This is a genomic window from Trueperella abortisuis (genome assembly GCF_030811095.1).
Lineage (GTDB): Bacteria > Actinomycetota > Actinomycetes > Actinomycetales > Actinomycetaceae > Trueperella > Trueperella abortisuis.
The window spans coordinates 695,162-712,198 of the sequence record NZ_JAUSQL010000001.1 but is presented as its reverse complement, the minus strand read 5'-3'; the positions used below and the strand labels follow the sequence as shown (position 1 = coordinate 712,198).

Here is a 17,037-nt window from a genome sequence, read left to right as displayed (position 1 = left end):
CTCCCGCTACTTGGTGCCCAGGGCGCGTGCCATGACCTCGGCGTAGGCCTCTTCCACGCCGCCCAGGTCGCGGCGGAAGCGATCCTTATCCAGCTTCTCACCCGTGTCGATGTCCCACAGGCGGCACGTGTCCGGCGAAATCTCGTCCGCCAGCACGATCGTGCCGTCGGCCAGGCGACCGTACTCGACCTTAAAGTCCACCAGGCGCAAGTTGAGCGTGGCGAAGTAATCGGACAGGACGCGGTTGACCGTGAAGGTGTAGTCCTTGATCTGATCGATCTCCTCCGGGGTGGCCAGCTTGAGGGCGAGCGCATGGTATGAGTTGATGAGCGGATCACCGAGCGCGTCATCCTTGAGCGAAAACTCGATCGTAGGCGCGTCGAAGACGATGCCCTCCTCTACCCCGTAGCGCTTGGCGAACGAGCCGGCCGAGACGTTGCGGATGATGACCTCGAGCGGGACGATGTCGACCTTCTTCACAAGCGTGTCACGATCGCTCAGCTCTTCCACGTAGTGGGTGGGCACGCCACGGTCTTCGAGGATGCGCATTACCAGGTTCGACATGCGGTTGTTGACCACGCCTTTGCCCGCGATCGTGCCCTTCTTCTGGCCGTCGAACGCGGTGGCGTCATCCTTGTAGGAGACAACAACCTGCTCCGGGTTGTCGGTTGCGTATACCTTCTTAGCCTTGCCTTCGTAAAGCTGGGGACCGTACATGTTCCTGCGATTCTCTTGATGGGTGATGGATGTTGGCACACGCGTGCCATAACGGGCAGAGGGCGCCTAACGGCTCCCGTCTGTCATGAGTTAAACTCGGCCTCTACTTCGGCATTCTTCTCAAGGATGGAGGCCCGGGTGGATTCCCGGTCCGCCTCGATGCGCGCGGCAAGCTCGGGATCGGTCAGCGAGATGATCTGGGCGGCGAGGATGGCCGCATTCTTCGCCCCATTGATGGCGACGGTGGCGACCGGCATTCCCGGTGGCATTTGGACGGTGGACAGAAGGGCATCCATGCCGTCGAGGTGGGAAGAGGTCAGCGGGATGCCGATCACGGGAAGGGTGGTGTTGGCGGCGACCGCACCTGCCAGGTGGGCTGCCATTCCTGCGGCCGCGATGATGACGCCGATGCCGTTCTCACGGGCGTTGCGGGTGAAGTCCGCCGCCTGCTCGGGCGTGCGGTGTGCCGAGAAGACGTGAACCTCGTAGGGAACTTTCAGGGTGTCCAGCGTGTCCGCCGCCTTACGGACGATTGGCAGATCGCTCGCGCTTCCCATGACGATTCCGACCTTGAGCACTGTATCTCCCCTGCTTGGCGACGTCGGCTGGGCGCCGACGTCGTTATTTCATCTCAGGCGAGACGCATATGCAAATCCTATCTCGCTGATCGGGACATCCCTCCAGGTATTTGTCTCACTATGAGGACTCTTCGCCGCGTCGGGCGATCAGTGGGCCGCGCGCATGGCGATATTCTGTGCGTCACCCACGAACTGGGCGTTATCGGCGACACAGCTCTTGGATCCCAATAATGTCGCCTATCCGCTCGAGACCATCCCGATGATCTTCACGGAACTGACGCAAAGCACCTTCCTCATCGAGAAGCCGCGTATCGGAAGCGAGAGTGTAGCTCTTTCCGGCCATCGCTACCTCATACCTGTCCTCCGCCCCTGCACAAGCCGCCCCACGCTACTCAATTGAGCGGAAATAACGCACCGCCTCATTCTGGCGCTCTTCCATCCCAAAACAAGGCAGCTCCTTCAGAAAATTGCCATAGAGCGTGTCGCAGTACTCGCCACTCTTGCGGGCTCGCACCAGGACGAAATGGCCATTCACAGCAATTTCCCGATGGGTGACCATCGCTACTCGCGCCTCCACGCGCGAGGCCGCAAGCAGACCGGTATCCGCCACGAATTCGAGCTTTGCACTATCAGTAACCTCGATAATGCTCATACAACCGTCGCTAACGCCGAGCCCGACCCACTCTAGATCGTCAAGGAAACGTTGATCCATCTTTTCAAACGACGTCGCATAGCCACCATCGATCATTGCCTGAGAAAGCTCGTGGAGCCGTTCCTCGCTACTGGTACTGGCACACGCACTCAGAACGAGACAAGCAGAAAGAATGGCACAAGCCTTTTTCATGGCGTCACCCATGTGCTTTCACTACGCCACCCGCTCGCCGCTCCACCATCCATCGAACCATAATAGTTACTCGAATGTTGAGCAATAGTTAGAACCCGATACGACACGCCGCGATAAGTTGCGTAGCCACCCTTCCCCATCACATAACCGACATGATAAACCCGTGTACCGTTGTGCGCCCCCACCGGGCGCCCGACGACAGCCCGGGACGTGAATACCGACAGCGAGGTCGTCTTTCTCGTCACCCCAAATCTATTGGCGAGATCATTCGCTACCGACCATGAACGGGTCGGCCTACCTGCGTTGTAACTCCAGTCCGCGTTCTCTCGGAACCCTCCAGCGTTCATGATCTGCGAGACGAAATTTGCACAGTCACCACGATCCCCAAAAAGACATATTGCGGATTTGGAGAGTACGCCCAACGCTCCTCCAGGTATTTGTCTCACTATAAGGACCCTTTGCCGCGTCGGGGCGATCAGTGGGCCGCGCGCATGGCGATATTCTGTGCGTCACGCACGAACTGGGCGTTATCGGCGACGAGGACCGGAAGATACTCGGAGAGCTCCTCAAGGCGAGAAGCAAAGCTTTGCGAGGCAGGATCCATTCCGCCGGTATCCTCGAGCGAATTGTGTAGTCCTTGCGCCTTTTCATCGCCGGCGAGCAGGAAACACATGTCAAGAATCTCTCGGGCATACGCCCGGTCTTGTTCCGTTACTTCTTGACCCTCATACTCGGTCGCTGTAACGATTGGGATGATCTTCACTGCATAGTCCTCCGCGTTTGCGTCCGACAGCTCTTGGATCCCAATAATGTCGCCTATCCGGTCGAGACCATCCCGATGATCTTCACGGAACTGACGCAAAGCATCTTCCTCATCAGACAGCCACGCATCGGAAGCGAGGGTGTAGGTCTTGCCGGCCATCGTCACCTCGTACCTGTCCTCCATCGCAGCATATCCGCCGTCAGTGGTGATGGCCCTGGCCTCTAACTGCTGGACACGGATACCCTCGTCCCCGCTACTTGCGCACGCACCCAAGAGGAAGCACGCACAGACAAGCACGCCAACCTTTCCCTTCATAGCATTACCCACCTTCCTTGGCCACACCGATTGTCCACCGGTCCCGCTATTCTACCTCGAAAGAATCAGAAAAACAGACACTATCCGACTATTCACGCCCTCGGGCTTTGCACCATCAGTAGCCTCGCTGATGCTCACACAGCCGTCGCTACTCCGAGCACGCAAAACGGGCCCCTTACGGGGCCCGTCGCGCTCTGAGTCCTAGCGGGTCACGACCGCCAGCACGTCACGCTGGGAGAGGATGATGTACTCATCGGTCCCATACTTAACCTCGGTTCCTCCGTACTTGGAGTAGATCACGGTGTCGCCGACCGCGACCTCCATCGGGACGCGGTTGCCGTTGTCATCGATACGGCCGGGGCCAACTGCCACAACCTTGCCCTCCTGGGGCTTTTCCTTTGCGGTGTCCGGCAGAACAAGGCCAGACGCGGTGGTTTCCTCAGCTTCAACCTGCTGGATGACGATGCGATCATCGAGCGGCTTAATGGAGACCGTCATACGGCTCCTCCTTCTTGTCTCACAAAACTTCTCGCTGGCTAACCGCCGTCGCGGGGGCCGGTACCAGGCCGTAGCTTTTGCTACCGACATAAAGGGTAACGCCCTTTTGGCACTCGATCAAGTAGAGTGCCAAGAAGAGCGCTGAGCGCGAACACTGTGAGACGATGGAGACGTGATTGCTGACCTGTTGACCCCCGAAGGCCTCGAACTGCTGGACTCACTGCCGCCGTACGATCACTCGCAGGTCCTGCCCCTCTCCGAGCGTCTGCAGCGCGAGGGCTACGACCCGAACCTCGTAGCCGAGGCCCTCACCCAGAGCCGGCTCCGCGAGCGCGCCGAAGAGAAGTTTGGCCCGTTCGCAGCCCGCATGATCTTCACCCGCGACGGCCTCGAGCAGGCCACCCGACTGAGCGTCGGTGTCTTTCACGCGGCCCGCCTACGCGACGCCGGAGCAACACACATCCTCGACCTCGGCTGTGGCATTGGCGCCGACTCCCTCGCATTCACCGGCCTCGGAATGCTCACCACGTCGATCGAGATGGACCCCGACGCCGCGGCGGCGGCCGCCTACAACCTCCGCCCCTTCCCCGAGGCCAACGTCCTGCACGCCGACGCGCGCAAGGTCGATCTCGCCTCGCTTGGCGCCGACGCCGTGTGGCTCGATCCCGCCCGTCGGCGTGACGGCAAGCGCCTGAAAAACCCCGAGGATTGGGCTCCGCGCCTGAGCGAGGCAATCGAGATCGCCCGCACTTTCCCGGCCGCTGGCATCAAGGTCGCACCCGGCATCGACTATGCGGCGGTGCCCCAGGACGCGTTGGTCGAGTGGATCTCGGTGGATGGCTCCCTGGCGGAGGCCGTCATCTGGCTCGGCACCGCCGCACCCTCGCCCGGCCGCCGTGCACTGATTCTCGCGGGCGCCGAGTCCGCAACCTGGGACGCCGACGTCGTCAACCCACACACGCCACCCATCATGCTCTCCCCCGAGCCGGTGGGCGCTTTCATCTTCGAGCCCGACCCGGCGATCATCCGCTCCGGGTCGATCGCCTCGATCTGCGCGCGCTACCACCTTGCCCCGATCGCGCCCGGGATCGCCTACCTCACCGGCGACGCGCCGATCGACTCACCTTTCCTCACCTCATTCACGGTGCTCGCCACCTTCACCGTCGAACCCAAACCGCTACGCAAGGCGCTGACCAAACTGGGCGTGGGCAGGGTGGAGATCAAGAAGCGCGGCACCGACCTCGAGCCTGAGATCTTCCGCAAGAAGCTCAAGCTCGACCCGAAGCTCCCCGGCGAGGCCACCCTCATCGCCGCCCCGACGCTCGCCGGTAAGCACCGCATCTTCCTGTGCGAACGTTAGCCCCACGACGTCGTCGCCCGGCTCGCGCCCGGCGGCATCGTTGCGCTGGACTGATTTAGCGCAGCACGACCGTCTGGCGCGGTAGGCCCGTGTTGACCGTGACGTCGAGCGGGGAGGGCAGACCGCCGGCGCGGACCACCGACCAGCCGAGCGCGGCGATCATGGCGCCGTTGTCGGTGCAGTAGCGAATCGGCGGTATGCGCACGCTCACCCCGTACTCCTGTGAGCGTTCCTCGGCCATGGCACGGAGCATGGAGTTCGCGGAGAAGCCGCCGCCCACCACGAGCGTGTCACAGCCGTGGATCTGACAGGCCGCGAACGCCTTTTCAATAAGCACGTCGCACACGGCGAAGGAAAAGCTCGCCGCGATGTCCGCCTTGGGCAGCTCCTCCCCGCGCGCCTCCAGGCCCTCGATGTAGCGGGCAACCGCCGTCTTGACCCCGGAAAACGAGTAGTCGTACTGGTGGCGCGCCTTGAACTTGCCCGCCGAAAGGCCGCGCGGGAACGCGATCGCATGCGGGTCGCCCTGCTGGGAGAGCTTGTCGATGTGGGGACCACCCGGGTAGGGCAAGCCGAGGAGACGTCCTACCTTGTCAAAGGCCTCTCCGGCGGCGTCGTCGAGCGTGCCACCCAGCTCCTCGATGGAGTCCGCGATGGAGTCCACCTTGAGCAGGTGGGAGTGGCCACCGGAGACGACGAGCCCGATGAAACGCTCGGGAAACTCGCCGTGGACGAGCTGGTCGACGGCGATATGGCCAACGATGTGGTTGACGGCGTAGAGCGGCTTACCCAATGCGAGGGCGAGGGCCTTAGCGGCGGAGACGCCGATGGTGAGCGGGCCGACCAGACCGGGTCCGGCCGTGACGGCGATCGCGTCGACGTCGCCCAACTCCACGCCGGCCTTGGCGAGCGCGGCATCCAGGGTGGGAACAAAGGACTCCAGGTGGGCGCGAGAGGCGATCTCCGGGATGATGCCACCATAGCGGGCGTACTCGTCCATCGAGGTGGCGGTGACGTCGGCCAGCAATTCGCCGTCGCGCACGAGTGCCACGCCCGTCTCGTCGCAGGAGGTCTCAATGCCAAGAATCAATTCGTTCACGCCGACTACTCTACCGCCACGCCTTCGCCTGCCACGACGAGGGTGCGCGGGATCATAACGCGGGCATTCCGCGTGCGGGCCCGACGACGACGCCAGCAGGTCCAATAGGTAGGATCATCGTCCACCATCTGGTCACGCTCGCATGTCCGGGCACAACAGACAAAGATTTTGTCAACAGTATCCACCACGCTAACGAATAGAGGAATGATGAATCCGCCTGCGAAACGCGAGCAATGGACGGGCCAATACGGTTTTATCCTTGCGGCCGTCGGATCTGCGATCGGCCTGGGCAACATTTGGCGATTCCCCGGGGTCGCCTACACCAACGGAGGAGGGGCATTCCTCATCCCCTACCTCGTCGCGCTCCTGACGGCGGGCATCCCGATCCTGCTCCTCGACTACTCTCTGGGGCACCGCTACCGCGGATCCTCCCCCACCGTCTTCCGGCGCATTTCCCGCAAGTGGGAGGCCCTCGGCTGGTTCCAGGTCATCATCTGCCTGGTCATTATGGCGTACTACGCCGTCATCTTGGCCTGGGCCGTGCGCTACATGTTCTTCTCGGTCAACGAGGCCTGGGGCGATGACACGCTAAGCTTCTTCGTGGGCGACTTCCTCCAGCTGTCCGACCCGGGCGCCGGCTCGAACGTCGTCCCCGGCATCTTCTGGCCGCTCGTCGCCGTGTGGGGTGCCGCCGCGATCATCATCGCCCTGGGCGTGACCCGCGGCCTGGAGAAGCTGTCCCGTTTCTTCATCCCCTTCCTCATCGTCATCTTCGCCGCGCTCGTGGTTCGGGCGCTCTTCCTGCCCGGCGCCGCCGAAGGCCTGAATTCTTTCTTCACTCCGAACTGGTCAGCGCTGGCCGACCCGCACGTGTGGATCGCGGCCTACTCGCAAATCTTCTTCTCCCTGTCGGTCGCCTTCGGCATCATGCTCACCTACTCGAGCTACCTCGGCAAACGCGCTGACGTGACCTCCACCGGCCTCGTGACCGGACTGGCGAACTCCTCCTTCGAGATCCTCGCCGGCATCGGCGTGTTCGCCACCCTGGGCTACATGGCCTCGCAGCAGGGCGTGGGGGTGAGCGAGCTGGAGGGCATCACCGGCCCGATCCTATCCTTCGTCACGTTCCCCGCGATCATCTCGCTCATGCCGGGCGGCCCGATCTTCGGCGTCGTCTTCTTCGCCAGCCTCGCCATCGCGGGCTTCACCTCGCTCGTCTCCCTCATTCAGGTCGTCTCGGCCGCGGTCCAGGAGAAATTCGGCCTGCGCCGCCGGCTCGCCTCGCTCATCGCCACCGGCCTCGCGGGCGTGACGTCCGTCTTCGTCTTCTCCACCTCGAACGGCCTTAATGCCCTCGACGTCGTGGATAAGTTCATCAACGAGCTCGGCATCGTCACCGCCGCGATCGTCATGACGTTCTTCGTCACCTTCGTTGTCAAGAAGCTGCCAGAGCTGCGCAAGCACCTGAACTACTACTCCTCGATCAAGCTGGGCACGTGGTGGTACGCGCTGGTCGGCGTCGTCACCCCGGCGATCCTCGCGATCACCCTGGTGCTTACCGCCTACAGCCTCGTCACGGAGGGCTACGGCGGATATCCGGAGACCTTCATCTATCAGTACGGCTGGTTCATGATCGTCGCCGTCATCTTCGGTTCCTTCATCATGTCCTTCGTTCCGTGGCGGACCGACGTCGATTCCTACGATCCCGTCAGCTTCCACGACGCCGGCGCCTCACCCACCAAGTAAAGGAGAACACCCATGGGTACCTCAGCTATCGCAATGATGATCGTCGCCCTCGCCACCGTGTGGGGCGGCCTTGTCCTCGCGATCGTCCACCACGTGCGGGCCAACCGCGACAAGTAACGACGACGCAACCTGGCGGGGCTGTTGTGAGCGGGCTCCTCGCTCACAACAGCCCCGTCGCGTTCGCGCACGCCCACTGGCAACGATCATGAGACGGAGGGTGCCTCCCCGCGATGGGGAGGCACCCTCCGTGTGGCTGAACTCAATTACCGGCCGTGCACCTGAGCCCTCATGAGCTCGCGGTTGAGAAGCGAGATCAGTTCGAGCGGCACTTCCTTCGGGCACGCCTCGTGGCAGGCACCGACGTTCGTGCAGCCGCCGAAGCCCTCGGCGTCGTGCTGGGAAAGCATCTTCACCACGCGGTCGTAACGCTCGGGCTGGCCCTGCGGCAGCAGACCGAGGTGCATGACCTTCGCGGAAGTGAACAGCATGGCCGAGCCGTTCGGGCAGGCCGCCACGCAGGCGCCGCAGCCGATGCAGGCCGCCGCCTCGAACGCGCGGTCCGCGTTCTCCTTCGGGACCGGCACCGAATGCGCGTCCGGGGCCGCACCCGTGTTGACCGAAATGTAGCCGCCAGCCTGGACAATGCGGTCGAGCGCGGAGCGGTCGACCACGAGGTCCTTAAGGACGGGGAAGGCGGTCGAGCGCCACGGCTCGATCGTGATCGTGTCGCCGTCCTTGAACGTGCGCATGTGGAGCTGGCAGGTGGTGGTCACCTTCGGGCCGTGCGGATCACCGTTGATAACGAGGCCGCACTGGCCGCAGATTCCCTCACGGCAGTCGGAGTCGAAAGCCACGGGTTCCTTACCCTCGGCAAACAACTCCTCGTTAAGCTGATCGAGCATCTCCAGGAAGGAGGCCGTCTCGTCAACGTCGTTGATCGTGTGCGTGTCGAAATGGCCCGCGTCTGACGGCCCATTCTGACGCCAAAATTCAAGGTTAATCTTCACTTGTAGCTCCGCTGCTTCATCTCGACGAATTCGTAGTTGAGGTCCTCCTTGTGGAGAATCGGGGCGTTCCCTTCGCCCGTCCACTCCCAGGCGGCGACGTAGGCGTACTTGTCGTCGTGACGCAACGCCTCGCCTTCTTCGGTCTGGGATTCGGAGCGGAAGTGGCCGCCGCAGGATTCCTCACGATGCAGGGCGTCGATGCACATGAGCTCGCCAAGCTCAAGGAAGTCGGCCACGCGGCCGGCCTTCTCCAGCGACTGGTTGAGCTCTGCCGCCTTGCCCGGCACGCGGACATTCTTCCAGAAGTCTGCGCGAAGCTCGCGGATCATGCCGATCGCCTTCTTCAGGCCCTCGGCGTTGCGCTCCATTCCGCAGTACTCCCACATGATGTGGCCGAGCTCCTTGTGGTAGGAGTCAACCGACCTGTTGCCCGCGTTCGTCGTGAAGAACGCGACGCGCTCCTCCACGTTCTTGCGGGCCTCGACGACGGCCGGATGGTTCTCGTCCACCTTCTCGAACGGGCCGTCAGCCAGGTAATCATTGATCGTGTTCGGCAGGACGAAGTAACCGTCCGCCAGGCCCTGCATGAGCGCGGATGCGCCCAGGCGGTTGGCGCCGTGGTCGGAGAAGTTCGCCTCGCCGGCCACGTACAGGCCGGGGATCGTGGACATCAAGTCGTAGTCGACCCAGAGGCCACCCATCGTGTAGTGGACGGCCGGGTAGATACGCATCGGAACCTCGTAGGGGTTCTCGTCCGTGATCTGCTGGTACATGTCGAACAGGTTGCCGTACTTGGCGGAAACCGCATCCTTGCCCATGCGCTCGATTGCCTCGGCGAAGTCAAGGTAGACACCACGGGCGACCCCACCGATCTCCGGGCCGACTCCGCGGCCCTCGTCGCACATGTTCTTCGCCTGGCGGGAAGCGATGTCACGCGGCACCAGGTTACCGAAGGACGGGTAGATGCGCTCGAGGTAGTAGTCGCGATCCTCCTCGGGGATGTCGCGTGGATCCTTCTTGCAGTCCTCCGCCTTCTTGGGAACCCAGATGCGCCCGTCGTTTCGAAGCGACTCCGACATGAGGGTCAGCTTCGACTGGGACTCGCCGTGCTGCGGGATGCAGGTGGGGTGGATCTGCGTGTAGCAGGGGTTGCCGAAGTAGGCGCCCTTGCGGTGAGCGCGCCAGATCGCCGTGCCGTTGCAGCCCATCGCGTTGGTCGACAGGAAGAACACGTTGCCGTATCCGCCGGTGGCGAGGACGACGGCGTCGGCCAGGTGGGTCTCGATTTCGCCGGTGACCATGTCGCGGGCGATGATGCCGCGGGCGCGGCCATCAATGACGATAAGCTCAACCATCTCGTGGCGGTTGTACGTCTTGACCGTGCCGGCCTTCACCTGCCGCATGAGCGCCTGGTAGGCGCCAATGAGGAGCTGCTGGCCCGTCTGGCCGCGCGCGTAGAACGTGCGGGAAACCTGAACGCCGCCGAAGGAGCGGTTGTCAAGCAGGCCACCGTACTCGCGGGCGAACGGGACACCCTGCGCCACACACTGGTCGATGATGTTGGCCGAGACCTCCGCCAGGCGGTAGACGTTCGACTCGCGGGCGCGAAAATCGCCGCCCTTGATCGTGTCGTAGAACAGACGGAAGGTCGAGTCGTTGTCGTTCTTGTAGTCCTTCGCGGCGTTAATGCCGCCCTGCGCGGCGATCGAATGCGCGCGGCGTGCCGAGTCCTGGTAGAAGAAGGCCTTGACGTTGTAGCCCATCTCTCCGAGCGAGGCGGCTCCAGCACCGCCAGCGAGGCCCGTGCCCACCATGATGATGTTGAGCTTACGACGGTTGGCCGGGTTGACCAGACGCGCCGTGAACTTACGCTTCTCCCAGCGCTCGGCGAGCGGGCCGGAAGGAGCCTTGGTATCCGCGATTGCGTCGCCTTCGCGGTAGAGGCCCTGAATGAGGTTCATTTTTCCTCCTCCTTTTAAGAAATGATGCCGAAGAGGATCGCGGTCGGCGTGGTCATGAAGCCAACAAAGATCGCAATGGCGACCACGTCGGCGATAACCTTGTACGCCTTTTCACGGGTGGAGCGCGACAGACCGAGGGTGGCCAGCGCCGACCACACGCCGTGGTGGATGTGGAAAGACAGCGCCGCGATCGCGATGAGGTAGATGACATAGACCCACCAGTTCTCCGGCTGGAACGAACCGAGCATGCGGTAGTACGGGCCAAGCGCCACATAGTCCGCGCGGGTTCCGCCCACAGCGTTGACATGCAGGGTGGTGAACTGCAGGAGGTGGAAGACGATGAAGAAGGCCAGCGCGATGCCTCCCCAGCGCATGAGCGAACCTGTGTACGAGTGGATGGCGGTGATCTTCTTACCCGTGTTGACCTTGTACGCCTGACCGCGAGCCTTGCCAGCGCGATTCCACAGCGTCAGCGCCGCCCAGACGTGGATGATGATCGACGCGGCCAGCACAACGCGCATGACCCACAGCGAGCCCTCATGCGGGAGGAGCGGGTAGAGGACCGTGCGCATCCAGTGCGCATAGCCGTCGTATGCCTCAGGCCCAAGGAACATCTTGAGATTTCCGTACATGTGCATGAGGAGGAAGAGGACAAAAAGAAGGCCGGTCACCGCCATCGCGATCTTAAGTGCGACGGTCGTGCGACGGCCCTTCACAGAATCAACAGTTGAAGTAGCCACGCTCTTGAACTTATCAAATATTGAGCCCTAGATATCGTTCAAACGGCCTAGATTCGCCGCCCCCTCAGCTGCGGCGCACACCCTTTTGCCGGCGGTTTTCCGCGCCAACCATGGCTAAACCTCGACTTTTGCCCTCCCTGGTCCGGCAGACCCATTTTCGTGACAATCCGAGTGCGTTAATCGATGTCCATTTTCCCTTGCGGCGCCAAGCCTTCTCCTTCATCGCCACCCACCTCGTCTCGGCGCATGATCAGCGCGTCGTCGTCGGAATAGTAGCGTTTGCGCAAGCCTACGCAATAGAATCCGGCACGTTCGTACAGGCGGCGAGCCACGGCGTCGTGGGCGCGCACCTCAAGAAAGACGGCGTCGGCGCCGTGAGCGCGCGCAACCTCGAGCAACCGGTCGAGGAGGAAGGCCCCCAGTCCACGCCCGCGCATGTGGGAGGCGACGGCGATCGTGAGAACCTCGGCATCGGGACCGTGGGAGATGCCACCGAGCCCGACCAGCGTTCCCGCTCCAAGGACATCGGTGACGAGGGCAAGGTAGGTGCGTCCGGGGGCGGCAAGCTCGCCCTCCCACACGGAGGCGGGCCAGGCATCCGGGCCGAAATTCTCCACGTCGAAGGCGGATGCCTTGGGCCACCACGACGCCGATGGGCGCACGAGCCTGAGCCCGGCAGGCGTGTCCACCGCGCTAGCCCCGGTGGATGTCGGGGCGGCGCAGGTAGAGAGGCTCAGTGCCGAGGGCGAGCTCCTCCCCCGCCTCGATCCGGGCAAGGCGCGACTGGGCGATGCGGGCCATGACAGACGGACGCGGCGCCACCACGAGGCGCTCGCCCAGCTCGGGGTACAGATCGGCCGACATCGCGGCGAGGACCGCTGGCTCACGGCGCAGCTGCTCAGCCAAATCGGCGGGCTTGAGGACCTCGGGTGCCTCGATAACGGCAACGTCGTCGCCGCCCATGGGGCGCACCCGCATCGCGTAGACCTCCTTGCGCCGGGCATCGACAATCGGGACGATCTCCTGGCCGCCCTCGTCAGCGGCGGCAAGACCGAGGATCTCCAGGGTGGACACGCCATACAGCGGGACGTCCCATGCACGGGCAAGGGTGCGGGCGGTGACGAGGCCGGCGCGCAAGCCGGTGAAGGCGCCCGGGCCCGTGCCCACCACGATCGCGTCGGGCCGCTCGATGCCGGCCTCGCTAAGCGCGCCCTGGATCAGAGGCGTAAGCTTCTCCGCGTGCTCGCGGGTCGAGGCGGAAGCGGCAACGGCGATGTCGCGGTACTCGCCCAGCTCGCAACGGCACACACCGACCTCGATGCCGGTCGATGAATCAATCGTCAGAAAGTGCACGGGTTTCGTCCTTCTTCTTCGGTGACTTATACACGTTAATCTTCTTGGCCGAATCGCGGAAACGCATCTTCGTTTCGCCGATGCCCGTCAGCCGTTTGTGGACCAGCGCCGGGTCCTCACTGGGAGGCTCTTGCTCCTTCTCCCCCTCGATCTGCTCGGACCGAAGCCAGACGAGCGAGCCGACGAGCAAGCCGAGCACCACGAGCACTGCCAGGATGACCACCGGCAGATTGCGCCCCGAGTCGATCGGAACTACCGGGGTGGTCGACGGCGGATCGGGCACTGGCGTGGAGCTGGTGAGGATACGCTCGCGCTGGGCGAGGAAGTCGGTCAGCGGAACCGCGCCGAGGATGACGGAGGCCCCCGCGGAATCGGCGGGTTCGATGGTGGACTCGCGCATGGCGAACCACGCGCTCAACCGCGGATCCCACACGAAGGTCACGTCCGGCTCGTCACGCGCGATGGAGGCGCCCAACCGCTCATCGCCGCGCACGATCTCGCCCCCGGCGACCCCGGAGGCGAAGTTGACCGACACGGCGCCCACGGCGTCTGAACCGCTCATGATCGGCGCAATCCAGCGGTCCGAGGTTGCGATCGCGTTGGACACGGAGGCCTGATCGGCGAAGACCGCCGTCTTCTGCGGCGCGCCCACCCTCATCGCGGCCACCTCGTCGGCGCTCGCGTGCGGGAAGGCCTCGGCGGCGTGGGAACGAACGGTGGCAAGCGCCTTGTCGTTAAACCAGGCGGTGACGACCTCGGGGACGTCTTTCGTGTCGGACGGCGTGGCCACCGCGGGCGCGAAGGGGAGCGCGAGCGCGAGGAGGAGCAGAAGCCGGCGCATGTCTACTAGCTCACCGCCAAGTCCGCGACCTCGACCGCCACGGCCTGCGCGAGTTCGCCGGCACGCTCACCGTAGGGCCGGAAGGTCAGGGTGCGTGGCTCGTCGCTGCCCAGCTCACCCGCCGCCACGTCCGCGCCGGTGGGACGCGCGATGTCGATCTCGAGGCGGGAGCCGGCGAGCGTCTCCACCTTGCCACTTCCCCACTCGACCACGGTCAGCGACTCGTCGAGCGAGGCGTCCAGGTCGAGGGCGTCGAGTTCCTCCATGGAGGCGAGCCGGTAGGCGTCCACGTGGACGAGGTCGAAACGGCCCGGGTGGATCTGGGCGATGACGAACGTGGGTGAGGAGACGGCGTCGGTGACCCCGAGCCCTTCCGCGATCCCCTGCGTCAGCGTCGTCTTGCCGGCGCCGAGCGGGCCGTTGAGCATGACGAGATCGCCCGGCTGGGCGTGGGCGCCGATGGCGCGCCCGACGCGGTGGATGTCGTCAACAGTGGGAACGTGAAGCTTCATAGCTGTCCTTTCTCCCCACATTCTACGTGGTGGCGCCTAGGGGGCGTCTACGCGGGGGACGTGGGATCCGATACGGGTGACGATCTCGTAGCCGATGGTGGAAGTCAGGCCCGCCCAGTCGTCGGCGGTGGCGACGCCGGTGGCCGCGTCCCCGAACAGGACGGCCACATCCCCCGGGGACAACTCGCCCTCCACGATGAACTGATCCATGCACACCTTGCCGCGGATCGGGCATTCCCGCCCGGCCACCGTGACGGACGCCATGTTGGACGCCATGCGCGGGATGCCGTCCGCGTATCCGAGCGGCACGACGCCGAGGTGGGCGCCCTCGTCAGTGACGTAGCTGTGATTGTAGGAGACGCCGGTGCCCGCCGGGACGTCGCGCACCGTCATGACCTCGGCCTCCAGCTGCATGACGGCCCGAAGTCCCAGCTTCGCGGCTGTGGCGACGGCCGGGTTCGGGCTGAGCCCGTAGAGCGCGATGCCGGGACGGACCATGTCGTAGTGTGCGGCCGGGTGCCACAGCGTGCCGGCCGAGGCGGACAGGTGTAGGCGCTGCGCAACCACACCGGCCTCGTGCAGGATCTGACGCGCCCGCTCGAATCGCTCGATCTGCCGGGCCGTCTCCGGGTTGGCAGGTTCGTCCGCGCACGCCAGGTGCGACCACAGTCCGACGACGTCGATACGCCCCTCACGCTCGAGGCTCGCGATGCGCCCGGCGTGGGCTTCGAGCTCGGCCAGGCTGAGCCCGCCGCGGGCCATGCCCGTGTCGACCTTGATGTGGGCGCGGGCGTGGCGCGCACCCGCCAGCTTCTCGAGGGCCCACAGTGAGCCGACCGAGAGGTCGAGGCCGGCGTCAAGCGCTTCGGCGAGGTCATCGGCGGGGGTGTAGATCCAGGTGAGGATCCGCGCCTCGGGCAGGTATCCGCGCAGTTCGAGCGCCTCGGCGAGCTGGGCCACGCCGAACCAGCGCACGCCCTCCTCCCATGCCCAGCGAGAGATGCGCTTCAGGCCATGACCGTAGGCGTTGCCCTTGACGATCGCCATGACCTCCGCCGAGGTCGCGGCGCGCACGCGTTCGAGGTTGTGGGCGAAGGCAGCGCGCGAGATGAGTGCGCGGGAGGGGAATTCAGTCATTGAGCATCGATCCGATCGTGAGCGGGAGCGCGCGGGCGATATCCGTGGCGGTGATGGGGTGGCCAATCTGGCCGGTGAATACGTCCGCGGCACGCGCGGCGGCGCGGGCGTGGACGTGGGCGGCGGCGGCCGCGTAGAGCACGGTCCGTTCGGGGCAGCGCGCAAGGTCATCGGCGTGAGTAGCCAGAATCGTGCCGGTCAGGCCGGCCAGGACGTCGCCGGACCCGGCCGTGCCGGTCCAGCCGGGCCCGCCGCCCTCGACGAAGAGTGCGTCAGGCGCGGCGATGATGGACGTGGCGAACTTGGCCAACACGGTGGCCCCGGTGAGCTCGGCGGCCTCGCGTGCCGCACGCACGGGCTGAGCCTCCACGCGCGCCCGGTCCCAGTTTCGGCAGGAGACGGCGGCCAGCAGCGCGGCCAGCTCCCCGGCATGCGGGGTGAGCACCACGCGTGAGGAAAGCGTGCGCCCGTAGGCGAGACAGATCGCCCCGGCGTCGAGCACAACGGGCAGATCTTCTGCCAGCGCCTGTGTCAGGGCCTCCTGCGCGGGGGCGAGATCGATCAGCCCGGATCCCATCACCCAGGACTGCACGCGCCCCGGGCCGGGTACGACCTCCGGGTGGGCGGACACGACGTCGGGACTGGTGCCGAGGTAGCGCACCATACCGGGCCCGCCGCCCAGCGCGCCGGCGGCGCTCAGCACGCCTGCGCCGGGGTAGTCTCGGGAGCCGGTGAGCAGCCCGACGACGCCGCGCCGATACTTGTGATCCTCCCGGCCGGGAACGCGCCACAGCCCGGCCACGTCGGCGTCGCTCAGCTCGCGCACCGCTGGCTCGCCGAGGTGTGGGCCCAGCCCGAGCTCGACCACCTCGACGTGCCCGCACGCGTAGCGCGCGGGCGGCAGGAGGTGGGCGGGCTTGAGGCACCCCATGGAGAGGGTCAGGTCGGCGGGCAGGACGGGTCCGGGCAGGTCGGCGTCGTCGACCCCGATGCCCGAGGGCACATCCACCGCCACGACGACGGGCTCGACCACCATCGCCTCGCGCTCGGCCGCCAGGGAGCGGATCCAGGTGGCGTAGGGTTCACGGGCGCCGCCGGTGGCGCCAATGCCGAGGAGGCCGTCGATCCAGATGCCACAATCGCGTGCGATGCCGAGCAGGGTGGTCACGTCGTCGGGGTCGATCTCGACGATGCGCACCCCGGCGCGGCTGGCGGCGGACAGGCCGGCGGCGTGAACGTCGCCGGCGAAAGCAGCCGTGACGAAGATGCCCCGGCGGGCGAGGTAGGAGGCGGCGAAGAGCGCGTCCCCGCCATTCTTTCCCTTGCCCACGAGCGCAAGCACGCGCCGCCCCGGCGCCCTCAGCGAGGCGACGCGGGTGGCCAGGGCGTAGGCAGCATGCTCCATGAGGGGCTCGCGGGCAGCAAGCAGCAGCTCTTCCGCCGCGCGCACGGCCTTCGCCTCGTAAGCTCGGTACATCGCTCCCCCTTCTCCTTACCTACCTTACGCCGGTGCTTGGCCGGGCGGACACGCCAGGGGGCGCGCCCGGAATCCCGAACGCGCCCCGC

General features: G+C 65.0%; 19 protein-coding genes. 3 read left to right on the top strand and 16 right to left on the bottom strand.

All coding sequences use genetic code 11. The features are described from left to right. Positions 1-6: 6 nt before the first annotated feature. The 6 genes from purC to groES form a co-directional block, all read right to left on the bottom strand. Complete coding sequence (gene purC, locus J2S45_RS03145) at positions 7-717, bottom strand: phosphoribosylaminoimidazolesuccinocarboxamide synthase (protein ID WP_270974820.1); 711 nt, start codon at positions 715-717, stop codon at positions 7-9. Positions 718-800: 83 nt separating this feature from the next. Next, a complete protein-coding gene (gene purE, locus J2S45_RS03140; protein ID WP_270974821.1) occupies positions 801-1,295 on the bottom strand; it encodes a 5-(carboxyamino)imidazole ribonucleotide mutase in 495 nt (164 codons plus the stop codon). Positions 1,296-1,683: 388 nt separating this feature from the next. Continuing rightward, entirely contained in the window at positions 1,684-2,151 is a 468-nt protein-coding gene (locus tag J2S45_RS03135; RefSeq protein ID WP_307634512.1) for a hypothetical protein, read from the bottom strand. Continuing rightward, positions 2,136-2,585: an amidase domain-containing protein gene (locus J2S45_RS11090; RefSeq protein WP_407702459.1), complete on the bottom strand. Its 450-nt coding sequence runs from the start codon at positions 2,583-2,585 to the stop codon at positions 2,136-2,138. Before J2S45_RS11090 ends, J2S45_RS03135 begins: the two co-directional genes overlap by 16 nt. 29 nt (positions 2,586-2,614) lie before the next feature. After that, positions 2,615-3,217: a hypothetical protein gene (locus tag J2S45_RS03130; protein WP_307634511.1), complete on the bottom strand. Its 603-nt coding sequence runs from the start codon at positions 3,215-3,217 to the stop codon at positions 2,615-2,617. 201 nt (positions 3,218-3,418) lie between these two features. Further along, positions 3,419-3,715, bottom strand: coding sequence for a co-chaperone GroES (gene groES, locus J2S45_RS03125; protein ID WP_270974824.1), 297 nt, complete (start codon positions 3,713-3,715; stop codon positions 3,419-3,421). A 172-nt stretch (positions 3,716-3,887) separates the two neighbouring features. On the opposite strand from groES, the gene J2S45_RS03120 reads away from it, so the two are divergent. Beyond that, a complete protein-coding gene (locus tag J2S45_RS03120; protein ID WP_307634510.1) occupies positions 3,888-5,075 on the top strand; it encodes a class I SAM-dependent methyltransferase in 1,188 nt (395 codons plus the stop codon). A gap of 55 nt (positions 5,076-5,130) precedes the next feature. Here the strand turns inward: J2S45_RS03120 and tsaD are convergent, their stop codons facing one another. Continuing rightward, a complete protein-coding gene (gene tsaD / locus J2S45_RS03115) occupies positions 5,131-6,174 on the bottom strand; it encodes a tRNA (adenosine(37)-N6)-threonylcarbamoyltransferase complex transferase subunit TsaD (RefSeq protein WP_307634509.1) in 1,044 nt (347 codons plus the stop codon). Positions 6,175-6,378: 204 nt separating this feature from the next. On the opposite strand from tsaD, the gene J2S45_RS03110 reads away from it, so the two are divergent. Further along, positions 6,379-7,920: a sodium-dependent transporter gene (locus J2S45_RS03110; RefSeq protein ID WP_296931194.1), complete on the top strand. Its 1,542-nt coding sequence runs from the start codon at positions 6,379-6,381 to the stop codon at positions 7,918-7,920. A 12-nt stretch (positions 7,921-7,932) separates the two neighbouring features. Then, positions 7,933-8,037 (top strand): methionine/alanine import family NSS transporter small subunit, encoded by a 105-nt coding sequence (locus J2S45_RS03105; protein WP_307634508.1) that lies wholly within the window; start codon positions 7,933-7,935, stop codon positions 8,035-8,037. A gap of 146 nt (positions 8,038-8,183) precedes the next feature. On the opposite strand, the gene J2S45_RS03100 is transcribed toward J2S45_RS03105, so the two are convergent. The 9 genes from J2S45_RS03100 to J2S45_RS03060 all read right to left on the bottom strand — a co-directional run bounded on the left by J2S45_RS03100 (position 8,184) and on the right by J2S45_RS03060 (position 16,948). Further along, positions 8,184-8,927, bottom strand: a complete 744-nt coding sequence (locus tag J2S45_RS03100; RefSeq protein ID WP_296931192.1) for a succinate dehydrogenase/fumarate reductase iron-sulfur subunit — start codon at positions 8,925-8,927, stop codon at positions 8,184-8,186. After that, positions 8,924-10,888, bottom strand: coding sequence for a fumarate reductase/succinate dehydrogenase flavoprotein subunit (locus tag J2S45_RS03095; RefSeq protein ID WP_296931190.1), 1,965 nt, complete (start codon positions 10,886-10,888; stop codon positions 8,924-8,926). Before J2S45_RS03095 ends, J2S45_RS03100 begins: the two co-directional genes overlap by 4 nt. Positions 10,889-10,902: 14 nt before the next feature. Continuing rightward, a complete protein-coding gene (locus J2S45_RS03090) occupies positions 10,903-11,628 on the bottom strand; it encodes a succinate dehydrogenase cytochrome b subunit (protein ID WP_296931188.1) in 726 nt (241 codons plus the stop codon). Positions 11,629-11,804: 176 nt separating this feature from the next. Then, positions 11,805-12,317: a GNAT family N-acetyltransferase gene (locus J2S45_RS03085; protein WP_307634507.1), complete on the bottom strand. Its 513-nt coding sequence runs from the start codon at positions 12,315-12,317 to the stop codon at positions 11,805-11,807. A 4-nt stretch (positions 12,318-12,321) separates the two neighbouring features. After that, a complete protein-coding gene (gene tsaB / locus J2S45_RS03080; RefSeq protein WP_307634506.1) occupies positions 12,322-12,981 on the bottom strand; it encodes a tRNA (adenosine(37)-N6)-threonylcarbamoyltransferase complex dimerization subunit type 1 TsaB in 660 nt (219 codons plus the stop codon). Then, complete coding sequence (locus tag J2S45_RS03075; protein ID WP_307634505.1) at positions 12,962-13,822, bottom strand: hypothetical protein; 861 nt, start codon at positions 13,820-13,822, stop codon at positions 12,962-12,964. Before J2S45_RS03075 ends, tsaB begins: the two co-directional genes overlap by 20 nt. Positions 13,823-13,827: 5 nt before the next feature. Beyond that, positions 13,828-14,334: a tRNA (adenosine(37)-N6)-threonylcarbamoyltransferase complex ATPase subunit type 1 TsaE gene (tsaE, locus tag J2S45_RS03070; protein WP_307634504.1), complete on the bottom strand. Its 507-nt coding sequence runs from the start codon at positions 14,332-14,334 to the stop codon at positions 13,828-13,830. A gap of 36 nt (positions 14,335-14,370) precedes the next feature. After that, entirely contained in the window at positions 14,371-15,471 is a 1,101-nt protein-coding gene (gene alr / locus J2S45_RS03065; RefSeq protein ID WP_307634503.1) for an alanine racemase, read from the bottom strand. After that, positions 15,464-16,948 (bottom strand): bifunctional ADP-dependent NAD(P)H-hydrate dehydratase/NAD(P)H-hydrate epimerase, encoded by a 1,485-nt coding sequence (locus J2S45_RS03060; protein WP_307634502.1) that lies wholly within the window; start codon positions 16,946-16,948, stop codon positions 15,464-15,466. The genes alr and J2S45_RS03060 overlap by 8 nt, the downstream gene beginning before the upstream one ends. Between the last annotated feature and the right edge of the window lie 89 nt (positions 16,949-17,037).

Coding starts and splice junctions, on each gene's coding strand:
- J2S45_RS03060 (WP_307634502.1), bottom strand. CDS start 16,948: ATGTACCGAGCTTACGAGGCGAAGGCCGTGCGCGCGGCGGAAGAGCTG.
- groES (WP_270974824.1), bottom strand. CDS start 3,715: ATGACGGTCTCCATTAAGCCGCTCGATGATCGCATCGTCATCCAGCAG.
- tsaE (WP_307634504.1), bottom strand. CDS start 14,334: ATGAAGCTTCACGTTCCCACTGTTGACGACATCCACCGCGTCGGGCGC.
- purC (WP_270974820.1), bottom strand. CDS start 717: ATGTACGGTCCCCAGCTTTACGAAGGCAAGGCTAAGAAGGTATACGCA.
- J2S45_RS03095 (WP_296931190.1), bottom strand. CDS start 10,888: ATGAACCTCATTCAGGGCCTCTACCGCGAAGGCGACGCAATCGCGGAT.
- J2S45_RS03075 (WP_307634505.1), bottom strand. CDS start 13,822: ATGCGCCGGCTTCTGCTCCTCCTCGCGCTCGCGCTCCCCTTCGCGCCC.
- alr (WP_307634503.1), bottom strand. CDS start 15,471: ATGACTGAATTCCCCTCCCGCGCACTCATCTCGCGCGCTGCCTTCGCC.
- J2S45_RS03135 (WP_307634512.1), bottom strand. CDS start 2,151: ATGGGTGACGCCATGAAAAAGGCTTGTGCCATTCTTTCTGCTTGTCTC.
- J2S45_RS03110 (WP_296931194.1), top strand. CDS start 6,379: ATGATGAATCCGCCTGCGAAACGCGAGCAATGGACGGGCCAATACGGT.
- J2S45_RS03105 (WP_307634508.1), top strand. CDS start 7,933: ATGGGTACCTCAGCTATCGCAATGATGATCGTCGCCCTCGCCACCGTG.
- J2S45_RS03130 (WP_307634511.1), bottom strand. CDS start 3,217: ATGAAGGGAAAGGTTGGCGTGCTTGTCTGTGCGTGCTTCCTCTTGGGT.